Annotated in this window: 14 protein-coding genes; 12 read left to right on the plus strand and 2 right to left on the minus strand. The window is 41.6% G+C overall.

Features of this window, described 5'->3' with window-relative positions; translation table 11 throughout:
• Nucleotides 1-379: 379 nt before the first annotated feature.
• A complete protein-coding gene (locus tag V4C51_RS15635; protein WP_330927113.1) occupies nt 380-607 on the plus strand; it encodes a hypothetical protein in 228 nt (75 codons plus the stop codon).
• A gap of 259 nt (nt 608-866) precedes the next feature.
• Here V4C51_RS15635 and V4C51_RS15640 read toward each other — a convergent pair whose 3' ends face one another.
• Nucleotides 867-1,430: a helix-turn-helix domain-containing protein gene (locus V4C51_RS15640; RefSeq protein ID WP_330927114.1), complete on the minus strand. Its 564-nt coding sequence runs from the start codon at nt 1,428-1,430 to the stop codon at nt 867-869.
• 137 nt (nt 1,431-1,567) lie between these two features.
• Here V4C51_RS15640 and V4C51_RS15645 point away from each other — a divergent pair, with 137 nt between their 5' ends.
• Genes V4C51_RS15645 through V4C51_RS15695 form a run of 11 tightly spaced genes read left to right on the plus strand, consistent with a single transcriptional unit; the run spans nt 1,568 to nt 10,532 of the window.
• On the plus strand, nt 1,568-1,942 hold the full coding sequence (locus V4C51_RS15645) for a hypothetical protein (RefSeq protein WP_330927115.1): 375 nt from the start codon (nt 1,568-1,570) through the stop codon (nt 1,940-1,942).
• 3 nt (nt 1,943-1,945) lie between these two features.
• Entirely contained in the window at nt 1,946-2,272 is a 327-nt protein-coding gene (locus V4C51_RS15650; RefSeq protein WP_330927116.1) for a hypothetical protein, read from the plus strand.
• An 11-nt stretch (nt 2,273-2,283) separates the two neighbouring features.
• Nucleotides 2,284-4,821 carry a VirB4 family type IV secretion system protein gene (locus V4C51_RS15655; RefSeq protein ID WP_330927117.1) on the plus strand — a complete coding sequence of 846 codons (2,538 nt, stop codon included), beginning with the start codon at nt 2,284-2,286 and terminating at the stop codon, nt 4,819-4,821.
• Nucleotides 4,815-5,645, plus strand: a complete 831-nt coding sequence (locus V4C51_RS15660; RefSeq protein ID WP_330927118.1) for a hypothetical protein — start codon at nt 4,815-4,817, stop codon at nt 5,643-5,645. Before V4C51_RS15655 ends, V4C51_RS15660 begins: the two co-directional genes overlap by 7 nt.
• Nucleotides 5,646-5,658: 13 nt before the next feature.
• Complete coding sequence (locus V4C51_RS15665; RefSeq protein WP_330927119.1) at nt 5,659-6,108, plus strand: hypothetical protein; 450 nt, start codon at nt 5,659-5,661, stop codon at nt 6,106-6,108.
• A gap of 2 nt (nt 6,109-6,110) precedes the next feature.
• Entirely contained in the window at nt 6,111-7,082 is a 972-nt protein-coding gene (locus V4C51_RS15670; protein WP_330927120.1) for a type IV secretion system protein, read from the plus strand.
• Nucleotides 7,079-7,816, plus strand: a complete 738-nt coding sequence (locus V4C51_RS15675) for a hypothetical protein (protein ID WP_330927121.1) — start codon at nt 7,079-7,081, stop codon at nt 7,814-7,816. The genes V4C51_RS15670 and V4C51_RS15675 overlap by 4 nt, the downstream gene beginning before the upstream one ends.
• Nucleotides 7,816-8,655, plus strand: a complete 840-nt coding sequence (locus V4C51_RS15680; protein WP_330927122.1) for a TrbG/VirB9 family P-type conjugative transfer protein — start codon at nt 7,816-7,818, stop codon at nt 8,653-8,655. The genes V4C51_RS15675 and V4C51_RS15680 overlap by 1 nt, the downstream gene beginning before the upstream one ends.
• Before the next feature lies 1 nt (nt 8,656).
• Nucleotides 8,657-9,997: a TrbI/VirB10 family protein gene (locus V4C51_RS15685; protein ID WP_330927123.1), complete on the plus strand. Its 1,341-nt coding sequence runs from the start codon at nt 8,657-8,659 to the stop codon at nt 9,995-9,997.
• A complete protein-coding gene (locus tag V4C51_RS15690; RefSeq protein ID WP_330927124.1) occupies nt 9,994-10,341 on the plus strand; it encodes a hypothetical protein in 348 nt (115 codons plus the stop codon). The genes V4C51_RS15685 and V4C51_RS15690 overlap by 4 nt, the downstream gene beginning before the upstream one ends.
• A complete protein-coding gene (locus V4C51_RS15695) occupies nt 10,341-10,532 on the plus strand; it encodes a hypothetical protein (protein ID WP_330927126.1) in 192 nt (63 codons plus the stop codon). The genes V4C51_RS15690 and V4C51_RS15695 overlap by 1 nt, the downstream gene beginning before the upstream one ends.
• A gap of 129 nt (nt 10,533-10,661) precedes the next feature.
• On the opposite strand, the gene V4C51_RS18085 is transcribed toward V4C51_RS15695, so the two are convergent.
• Nucleotides 10,662-10,769: a zinc ribbon domain-containing protein gene (locus tag V4C51_RS18085; protein ID WP_420797685.1), complete on the minus strand. Its 108-nt coding sequence runs from the start codon at nt 10,767-10,769 to the stop codon at nt 10,662-10,664.
• Nucleotides 10,770-10,773 lie beyond the last annotated feature (4 nt).

Genomic DNA, 10,773 nt, shown 5'->3' on the forward strand with positions numbered 1-10,773 from the left:
TTGAATGCCTGCATAACATCAGGAAGCGTGGGAAAGCGGCTCTATCCGGCCTTCTGGAGGTGTTGTTTGGATAACTCCCCGGAATCCATTAAGAGCCAATCATATAAAAACCTGTGCATCAAACGTCATTTCACACACTAAGAAACGTCATTTCACACACTAAGAAACGTCATTTCACACACTAAGAAACGTCATTTCACACACCCAAACCTAATTAAGATAGTCATTTTTCTCTTTTTATTCATATAGTTATAAATTTATCAAAAGCCTTAAACACTATCTTTTAAACACGAGACTAAACACATTGATATTAAACACTTATAGTTAGGGCTGTAGATATGTGGAAAACTATCGCAAGGTCGAAAATCGCAGAGTAAAATTGCCAAGCAAATTGGGATCGGTGAAGTTCCGTAAGTCTCGCACCATTACCCGTAAGTCAGGCCACTGGTTTATCAGCTTTCAAACTGAGCAAGAATTACCCGCACCTGTCCATAGCTCAACAAAATCGGTTGTTCTGGATATAGGTATTGCCAAGTTTGTCACGCTGTCCAGTGGTGAGCGGTTCAAAACCCTTAATGCTTTCAGGGAGCATAAGAAACATGCTTGACAGAGAACAAAAAAAATTCTCCCGAAAAGTGAAATTCTCTGAAAACTGGAAGAAGCAAAAGCAACGTATTAACCGTATTCACAGCAAGATAGCTAGTTGTAAGGATCCTATGAGTTCAAACGGCAGCTTGAGTATAAGCAATACTGCTTAGGTGGTGAAGTGGTTGTCGTTAATCCGGCATACACTCCCCCTATGTCAGCATAGTTGTCGCCTAATAGGAATCCTCCAGCGACCTAGCTGGAGGAGGATGTCAATTTCTTTAGAGCAAGCACGCTTCTATGGGTAGAATAAACTCAACTTTTCCTAGCATGTCATCGGATTTATTATGATCGAACCAAATCCACTCATTCTGCGCCATCACCGCAGGTGTTGCTATACCATTGACGTTAAATAAATAATAGCCATTGCCACCAGGTATTGTGTTGTGAGTGATAATCACAGCACCCTTTCTGAAGAGCGGGTTGGCTTTATCATAGTAATAAGCGGATAAACTGTCATCGACTTTAATAGGTATTTGAATATCTTGTGTTTTTAAAGCTTCCAAGCAATCAAATTTTATGGCAGTGATTTTGCTGGAAATCAGTTTATCCGATCCTAGTTCAAAGTACTCAATGGGTGTAGGAGAACCTTCTCCGGTTAGCATCCAGTATTCATTAATGCCCAAGGCTTTGCATATAGCCTTCCTGTGTTTACTTGGGTTTTTTACACGGTCTTTGGTTATTTCTGTGATATAGCTAGCGGAGCAACCCACCTGATCGGCAACCCACTTATTGGTGACTTTTCGCTTTGAAATCACCTGTAACAGCCTCTTCCCTACAGACATATAAACATCCTTTTGTCCTCTTTCTCTTTAGCAAAAAAAATACAAAATTTTTGTATTTTTATGTTGCTGATATGAGTGATAATATTTATTATATTCATTAAGCATACAGAATAAATACATAAATAATAAAGGCTGAAATGATGGAGAAAAAGGAGGATGCGAAAAACCCTGGCCTTAAGAATAAAATTGTTTTCAAAAGCCAAAAAATGTATCTGGGTATGCCAGATAAGCCCTTTGTTATAGTTGTTTTTTTTGGTGTATTTGGAGCAGGAGTTATCTGGAAACTGTTAGGGTTTTATGTAGGTACATTCTTTGTTCTTTGCTATGCAGCATTGCTACTGCTGCCTATTGCTCGGATTCATAGGGATGACCCTGAAGCATGGCGAGTTTGGATAAAGAATTTTGCTTCACCAGCTTTTCTGACAGCACGATTTACCAGAAATACGAATAAAGTCGTCAAGGTGTTAAAGAACGGCAAAATAATAACCATGCGTGAGTTTAAGGGATTATAAAAAATGATAGGTAAACTTACCCAATTCTACGCCCTGTTTTTATTGTGGTTTTCTAACACCGTTTATGGGGCTGATGAAGCTGTTGATATTGGTGCGCCGACAGACGGCCCATTGGCCAAAGTCGGGGCGTTCTTTCAGGAGTTGGTTGATTTTCTAGGCGGCGCAGGCGTTATGTTTGTCGTCTTTATGTCTGCCGCTGCTGCGGTTGGCCTATGGGTACTAGTACCGAAGCAAGCAGGGCAGGCAATAGCCTGGATTGTTCGTGTTTGTATTGGTGCGCTCGTACTTTTTGGAATGGGAACATTAATTACCTGGCTTAAAACATTCTAAAGGATTTAGATATGTTTGATGACACGCTGAATGAGTCTATTCATACCGCTGGTGTAATTGCTGAAGATGCCGTACTCAATACATCTGGGACAGTACTTGGCGCAATTGAGCTGTCAGGTATTGAGCCGTCGTCTGTCACTGGTATTGACCGCAAAAAAATCACTTTTATGTTGAGAAACCTCATTCAGCGTTTGCCTGTTGATGTAGTGATGTCCCAATATTACTTTCACCAGGACGATGTAAAAATACGCTTACGTGAGAGAGACAATAAGCGTTCGCAATTAGTGTCTCGCCGGAGAGAGGCATTCTTGAATAACAAAAGGAATTTGAATGCTTCAAGGCTTTATTGGGTGTTAGAGGTTCCACCAGAAGAAAACCTGAATAAGCTGCTTTCCTTTGACACACTACAGTTACTTTTTTCTTCACTCTTTGACCCATCAGCAAGGGATAAACTGAAAAGTGCACTATCCATGCATAATGCGGTTTTGGTCGAATATCGCGAGCTTAAACGTCAAATAGATGTTTTAAGAACAACTATTCAAGATATCGACACCAGGCTAAGTTTTGTATCACTGAGCAATAAGAAGCTTAATAAGCTGAAGTTATGGGGCTTACAAAAAGCACTGGTAAACCTCGATGCCAGCTATCTGGTAGATCCTCCAAAAACAGCACCTTCAGACCGCTGGGATGCATTAGTGGCCAATGGTCAGGTAAAGCCTGTAATTATTGATGGTGAGCATTACCTGAAAATTGAAGGCTCCCAAGCTGTTTACGCCAAAATTGCCAGCATTACCGGGTGCGGGTCAGAGTATATGCCTGAAGCTGCTTGGTGTTCTGATGGTGACAGCCCTGTGATGAAGAAAGGGAATTATCTGTTCTTTACCCGGTTCAGACCGCTTAGCACGTTCAAAAAGAATAAGCTGGCCAGAGATAAAAGTAGTGACATTCACCGTCAAGAAATGCGAGTCATGGATCTGGTTAAAGGGGAGGCGTCCATTCTTGAGATTGAGAATAGGATAGAGAAAAACCCACGGCTCAAAGGGCTATTGGAAGAGCTTGAGGATGTAAAAAACAGTGACGACAGGTTTGGTATTTCAACAGCAATGGCTGTTGTATTCGATACCGACCTTACCAAGCTGAAACAGCAAATCAAAACGTTGAAAAACTCGCTTGAGAATGCGCAGTTTTCAATGATCTGGGAGAGTGTTGGTCTTCAAGAAGCTTATAAGAATTTACTACTGGCAAACCCTAACAAAACTCTGCGGGATGCTGAAGTCTCTACAAGTCAGGCAGCAGCGCTTAGCCTGATATTTAAGGCTCATGAAGGGCTTCCAGAGTGGGAACTGGCCGGTAAAAAAGAAGAAGCGGTTTACGTCTTTGAAAGCGAGGATGGTACACCTTTTCATTTCTCAATGATGGTTGGTGATAAATGCTTGATTATCGGTGTTGGGCCGACTCGGAGCGGAAAAAGCTTTCTGAAAAACTGTGTCGCTTCTCATTTTTCCAAATTGGGAGGAATGTACTGTGCAATGGATATCGACAAAGGGACAGAGCCTATAGCCCGGTTTTTTCAGGATGACGGCGCTATTTTCAGGCTTGAAGATGCCAGTACTACCAAGGGGTTTAACCCCTTTGCTATGGCTAAAGGGGCTGATGATGAGCGTTTTATCAGTCATATGAATGAGCTTATCCGCCTGATGCTGGCTACCAATGACTCTCAAGAAATGCAGAGCTTGAATGCAAAAGAGCAGCTTGAGTTAGATGACGCAATCAAGAAAGTAATCGCCCTGGAACAAAAAGAGCTGAAGAATTTCTCAGGAATGCTTAGCCACTGCAATAAGACCAGCAACATTATTAAAAAGCTGGCCAGGTTCAAGAAAGGTGGAGTTTACGGGAATCTTTTTGATAATGAAGAAGATGCGGTAGGTGTTCTGGATCGGCCATTCAGTGTCTATAACACGCAGGGTGTGAAGGATAGCCCCAAGTTAGCGCAACTGGTGAATACAGAGATTTTTTATCGGGCCGTCAGCCTTTTTGAAGACCCAAAGTACAGAGAAAAGCTCAAGTTTTTAGATGTCGATGAATGCCAGTATGTTCTATCCAAGCCTGGTGCGGCTGAGTTCCTGGTAGCAAAAGCCAGGACTTGGTTTAAGCATGGTGGGGGAATGGGTTTCTGGACACAATCACCCAAGCATTACAGCAGCATTCCAGAGTGGGGAACCTTGAGAAGTGCCGCGACGAGTTTCATGTTTATGCCTGATCCAGAAATGGATAAAGCAGAGTACCTAGAGGCTTTTCCCTTCTTAACAGAAGAAGAGTGCAGCATCATAGCCAACATGCAAGCTAAGAAGCAGTGCTTTATAAAACAGCCAGATATTGGCGTTGCTAAGATCATCAACCTTCATGTGGAGGCAGAGCAGTATGTAGTCACTACTTCCCGGCCTCATGAGGCAGCTCTAGCCGAAAGAGTGCTGAAGGAGGAAAAAAATATTGATAAGGCGGTTTCAAAGATAATTCAAGCGTTAGGGATGGAGGAAACCCAATGCTGAAACAGCTATTTATTGTTGCTTTGAGCGCAATATTCATAAGTTCAGCGCCTTCATCAAAAGGAAACGGTATACCGACGGTGGATGTTGCTAACCTTGCCCAACAGTTAGTCCAGTATCAGCAGCTATTGACTGAATACGATACTCTGTTGCAGCAGGTTGGCATTGACTCAGACCAGCTTCTCACCATTCTTGATCAGTATGAGCAGGCGCTACTTGAATATAAGCATCTGATCAGGCAGGCAACGGCCTTGCAAGAAAAAATGGATAAAAAAGACTGGTTGGGGCTTTGGGAGCAGGCCAATGAAGCATATAAGTACAGCCCTTATGGTGGAATGGATATACGCACTGCCGAAGGTGATGTCTTCCAGAAAAGCCGGGATATGGCTGATGCCCGTTACGGTGAGGTTGATGATAAGGAGACGATGCTTTCTCTGTCCACGGAAGTATTGGGAGGTGAGACTGTAGCATTTGAGCGTTCTTATAATGATGCCAGTGTTGCTCTGGATCAACTCAGGGCTAATGAATACTTTAAATCAAACATGATAGAAGCAGAGGATGATATATATGATTTGGATAGCAAAAGACTAAAGCTTGGCGATGAGTCCCAGTTAGAGACGTTGCAGTTTATGGTTGAACAAAATCAAGTTATGCTTGAACAAAATAGGCAAGTTCTATCCATTTTACAAAAGCAATTTGAACTTTCAAACCAGTTTGAAAACAAATATTTCAATAATGCCTTACAAGAGTCTCAAAATAAGTTAAAAAAAGCTAAATGGCATCAGGATAACCCTGTTGTCATTGATGAAACTCAGGTTGGGCCTTGAGGAAGGAAATAATATGAAAGGAATTTTAACTTTTTTTACCCTTTTTTTGGTGTCGGGGTTTACTTATTCTGAATACATTGATGATTATTCTAAAAATCTTCATGACCTCATTGAAAAGGAAGTAGCGTCAAACTGTGAGGGTGGTAAAGGCTATCGTTGTGCTTCAAAAGTCATGAAAGAGGTTTACAAGAATAAACCAAGGCGAGGTACTAAAGAGTACGCTGAAAAAAGCTATAAAACGCTAAGCCCTTCAAGTGCTGATGAAAAAATACGCGAGCTTTTTGCTATTTCTGAGAAGGTAGATCCTAGGCCGGGTGTTGATAAGCCTGGTGAGATGTATTACCGACAACTTGAATATGAGGCCATTTGGATACAAAAGAATATTTATAAAAGACGTTATGTTGGCTGGTCATTTACGCTGTCTACAGGTGAGCGCCTTTATCCAAAATATAGTGGACCATAATAATGAGAACATTTATATTCTTTATATTGTCAATGGTTAGCCTATCAGCATTTTCAGCAGATGTTGTTGAAGTATTCAATAACAACATCTCTGAATATGTTGATGACCTTTTGTCACCAGGCAATGACGTTTATAGCTACTGTAAGATGATGCTAATCATGACAATAGTTATTGCTTTCCTTAAAGAAGTAGTGGTTTTTATGACAAAGGGGCTTGATCCTGAAAGCCATTTGACCACTACAGTGATGATATTTATTACTTTAGGACTTTGGACAGGGTATAACACTTTCATAGATGTTATTTGGGAGGCAGCAAATGGATTAACAGCAGCGTTCCAGTTTGCAGCAGTTGATAATACTGACCCCATGTTTCTTTCTAAGTGGGTTAATACCATATTTTCTAGGATTGTAGTTGAATCAGAAGTGGGTTTTTTAGGTACAGTCCATAGTGCTATGAAAACTATTTTCTGGCATATTCTAGTGGGGTTGTTACAGTTTTTTATGTATTTAGTTGGACTATGGGCAGCTTGGGGGATAACTGTAGCGAAAATTATAGGTGTTATTTTTATACCATTTCTGGCGCTTGAAAACACAAGACCCTTATTCGATGGTTGGTTTAAATTCCTGATTGGATTTTTTATTCTTTTAATTATTTTAAGAATAACAGCAGTAATAACAGCTATAACAATACAGTCTCAGCTTGAAACAATAGGACTTAACTGTTCAGAAGGTTTAGTCTGTCTGCCAGTGGCAAACTGGTCTGTAAAAATAGATTTGATTGACTATCAGTTTGCCGGAGGGTATTCAGCTTCTGAAATGACATTTACAATGATAATTAGCATCTTAGTGGTTATATCGAGTTTCAAATTTGCTCAAGTTCTAGCCTCTGGAATTGCTCAGCCAAGTAATAGTGTTGGAAGGGGAGCTAAATCTATAGCAACAAAAATGGCAACAATGATTAAGGGGGGGGTATGATTGATCCTATGGTATCTTCTGATTCAAAGGAAATGGAAATAACACCTGAGAAAACTATTCTAGGTATTATTAAAGCACAAAGAAATGTGATGTATATTATTTGCTTTTTTCTTATTACCCTTCTAGGTATTGCTATTTCTTTTGCTTGGTCTGCACATAATGATTCAATGAGTAGTAAAGAATTGATTTATGTGAAACTGTACTCAGACGGCAAATGGGAAGTAGATGAGTTTAAACCTCAAGATAAGCAGTTCTATCAAAAAAATATGATAGATAAAATTCTTAAGGAATATGTTGAAAATCGTTTTGGTGTTCAACCTGCAACCATTTCAAGAGACTATGGCGCTGCAAGCTATCTTATGGATGATGCTCTGAAAAATGAATTTATGTCACCTCAAGGCTTTGATGCTGTTCAAAAAGCAGCTAATGCACAGTCAAAGATGAATGACATAACAAAAATAACATGGCGGTTTAATCTCCATACACAAACAATTAACGGAGAAGTGAAAGGTAAGAGAAAAGATATTGTAAGAACCACTGTCTATTTTTTAAGACAAAGAAATAAAGGGCTTGAGATAGGAAAGCCAGAAAAGATGATGCTGATGATTCAGTGGTACTTGATGGATAAATCAGATATTGAGAAAAAAGATAAATCGTGGATCAATGTTAATCCCATTGGCCTAAAGATCATTGATGAAAAGCTACGCAAAGAACCCGATCTGGAGAAAAAATAATGAAAAGGACCTTTACTCTCATTACTGCCTTAGTGCTTGGCTCTTCAGTTCAAGCCGACAAATGTACTTCTATACAGTACAAGGACAACCATATCATTGATGTTCGTTCTGCTATGTACATGGGGACTTTGGTTCGGTTGCCAGCTAACCTGGTTTCAAACCCCATTGTATCAAATAAAGAGCTATGGGATGTGGAGCACGTTAATGGTCTGAATCAGCTTTATATCAAGCCTAACTCACAGACTGCTCAGGGTAAGCAAACCATGATTTTTGCCTATGGTGATGATGGTTTGGTTTACACCATTAAGGCTGTTCGAGCTAACTCAAACTCAAGTCACTCCTGTGTTGCAATAAACCCAGATAATAAGCATTTTGACCCTGATACAAGCCGTAAGTTATATGGTTTTGTTGCTAAGCATCAAACGGAATCTAAAAGCTTTACAGAGGATGTAGCTCGTTACCAGCGCCAGCTTGCAGCCATAAGGGAAAACAGTGAGAAAGAGAAGAAAGAAGCTGTTGTATCGGCTTTGAAGAAATACCGCTATCACATTTACACCCGTTACCAGTGGGATGAAGGCTCGGAGTTTGTTGGAAAAAACACAGTAGCAGATGTGTATGATGACGGACGTTTCACTTATATCAGGCTGGCCAACCCCAACAGGGGGGTTCTCAGTGTTGAAACAGAAATAGGCGGTAAAACCGCAATTGCCCCGGTGAAATATGAAGATGCCTACAGTATGTACCGGGTTGTTGGTATTTATCCCAGCTTCACCATGCGTATTGATGATGTGCGAATTGATGTAACCAGAACTGATAATGCCAGTCACGGAGCTTCTTGATATGACGGATAACAATGAAAATGTGGAGCTGCCGGAAGAAACAGAGCCTTTCGATAAAAAGAAAATGAAATTCTATCTGGCTATTTCAGTAGGATTCATCGGTTTAGTGCTATTTATTATGACGGTTGTGGACATTGCTTCTCGGCCCTCAAAGGAAGAAAAGGAACGGCAACAACAAGAGGTATCAGGCCCGACCCTATCTACTGAAGAGTCGAGTAACAGAGAAGTCAATGACTTTGCAAGCCTGGTTGATAATACCAGGGCGCAGGAAGAAAAGAAGCAGGAGCAAGCTGTTACTCATGCTAAGGACAACCCGTATGAAGAAAAAGTACGGGCAGAAAGAGAGCGCCGGGGATATACCGGCAATCGTAGCCGGAGTGCTTTTTTACCTGAAGAGAAAGACCCGTATCAGGAAGCTATGGAGAAGTGGCGCATCAGGGAAGCACAGCGCGCACTAATGGCAGCACAGAGCAACTGGGGAACTAATCAGAAAGTAGCAAACTCTCAGCCACAGAAAAAGCCAGAGCCTGTTATTACTCGTAAGGTTCTATCTAGTGATGAAAAAAGGCAGGCCATTGCCGCCAAAATTGAGAAAACCCGTCTATTGCGTCAGCAGATAATGACCGAGGGTTATAATGCAGGCATTGAGCAGGAACTCGCTCAAAATCAGTTAGCCAGCCTGGAAAAAGAGTTTCAGAACCCTCCCTCAAATATTGTGGGGTATACCAAGGAAAATCAGTACCAAGCCTCAACGGAAGGCAAATACAAGCTGCCAGTGGGTACAGTTATTCCCGGTATTACAGCCATGAAAACCATTAGTGATTATCCAGGAACCATTAAAGGGATTGTGACTCAGGATATTTATGACATTGACTATCAGAGTGTACTGATACCCAAAGGGTCTGAAATTATTATTAAGTCTATACGGGTTTCCAATGTGAATGAGCCAATACAGGCCCGAATGGGCTACACAGTACCTTGGATTGTTTTACCCAATGGCAACAAGATCGACATGTCTAAATCCAGTGGGTTAGACCGGGAAGGTGTAGCTGCTATGAAAGATCAGGTGAATTATCACTTTATGGCCCAGTTCTTAGGCGTTGCGGCTTATGCATTGGTTGCCAGTGAAACCAGCTATGTCGGTACTGGGACTGAAAGTGAGGCGACTTATAGTGGTGATGTTGGGAGAGGCATTAGAAGTCAGGTATCCCCTATTGCTCAAAAGTATCTGTCATTGGTTCCCACGATCACTATTAAGGCAGGGCAGAGCCTCAATATCATCCTGGAAGAAGAAATCTTCCTGGAGCCTTGGAAAAACATTTTTGAGGATTACCAGTCATGAAATATCTAATTGCGCTGCTTTGTTTTCTATCACTGTCATTACAGGCCAAAACGGTTGAAATAGACCCATTATCAGTATCGGTGAGGACTGTTTGGGGTAAGGAAGTCACTACTGTGGAGCAGGCGGCAAAATGGATACTGGAGCCTATCGGTTATCGCCTGGTAACGACATATCCGGCACCTGTAGAGTCTGCCCGGTTTGCTGTCCGCCCTATCCCTCCAGAGTTAAAAATGCACAGGACAATGCCTATTGTCGATGTCCTTCAGTTGCTTGTGGGTATTGAAAACACGGTTGTGGTTGATCGTCGTAACCACTTGGTTTCTTTTGAGAAAGGTACAAAATAATGAAAATCCTATTGGTTGCCATATCTCTTTCATTGCTAGCTGGCTGTGCCAGCCAGCCATCTTACCAGGGGCATGGCGAGTACTTTGAGCTGAAAAAGCGTAATGTTGTATACCGGGATCTTACTGTATCTTCTCAACCAGGTAATGAGAATAAAGTCGCTAATATAGAAACTTTCCCGGCTGCTCTGTAACACAGTTGTAATACAGGGACTCATGTTGACATCCTCCCCGCCGTAAACGACGGGGATTCCTATTAGTCACCTAACAGGCTTCCTGTTTCATAGCTCGACGCCTAAAGAGACTGGCTCCGTTGGCCTTACTCAAGCTCCGCAGGCTAAGACTGCTTGCCCAGCAGCTTTAATATTTAACGCAGCATTGGTATCACGATCATGCTTAGTATCACATTCAGGACACTCCCAGCTACGCACACAG

This window comes from Candidatus Sororendozoicomonas aggregata (genome assembly GCF_031528575.1).
In the GTDB taxonomy this organism is placed as follows: domain Bacteria; phylum Pseudomonadota; class Gammaproteobacteria; order Pseudomonadales; family Endozoicomonadaceae; genus Endonucleibacter; species Endonucleibacter aggregata.

Excerpts from the sequence above, each read along its gene's own strand:
- V4C51_RS15640 (WP_330927114.1), bottom strand. The coding sequence starts at position 1,430 with ATGTCTGTAGGGAAGAGGCTGTTACAGGTGATTTCAAAGCGAAAAGTC.
- V4C51_RS15645 (WP_330927115.1), top strand. The coding sequence starts at position 1,568 with ATGATGGAGAAAAAGGAGGATGCGAAAAACCCTGGCCTTAAGAATAAA.
- V4C51_RS15650 (WP_330927116.1), top strand. The coding sequence starts at position 1,946 with ATGATAGGTAAACTTACCCAATTCTACGCCCTGTTTTTATTGTGGTTT.
- V4C51_RS15655 (WP_330927117.1), top strand. The coding sequence starts at position 2,284 with ATGTTTGATGACACGCTGAATGAGTCTATTCATACCGCTGGTGTAATT.
- V4C51_RS15660 (WP_330927118.1), top strand. The coding sequence starts at position 4,815 with ATGCTGAAACAGCTATTTATTGTTGCTTTGAGCGCAATATTCATAAGT.
- V4C51_RS15665 (WP_330927119.1), top strand. The coding sequence starts at position 5,659 with ATGAAAGGAATTTTAACTTTTTTTACCCTTTTTTTGGTGTCGGGGTTT.
- V4C51_RS15670 (WP_330927120.1), top strand. The coding sequence starts at position 6,111 with ATGAGAACATTTATATTCTTTATATTGTCAATGGTTAGCCTATCAGCA.
- V4C51_RS15675 (WP_330927121.1), top strand. The coding sequence starts at position 7,079 with ATGATTGATCCTATGGTATCTTCTGATTCAAAGGAAATGGAAATAACA.
- V4C51_RS15680 (WP_330927122.1), top strand. The coding sequence starts at position 7,816 with ATGAAAAGGACCTTTACTCTCATTACTGCCTTAGTGCTTGGCTCTTCA.
- V4C51_RS15685 (WP_330927123.1), top strand. The coding sequence starts at position 8,657 with ATGACGGATAACAATGAAAATGTGGAGCTGCCGGAAGAAACAGAGCCT.
- V4C51_RS15690 (WP_330927124.1), top strand. The coding sequence starts at position 9,994 with ATGAAATATCTAATTGCGCTGCTTTGTTTTCTATCACTGTCATTACAG.
- V4C51_RS15695 (WP_330927126.1), top strand. The coding sequence starts at position 10,341 with ATGAAAATCCTATTGGTTGCCATATCTCTTTCATTGCTAGCTGGCTGT.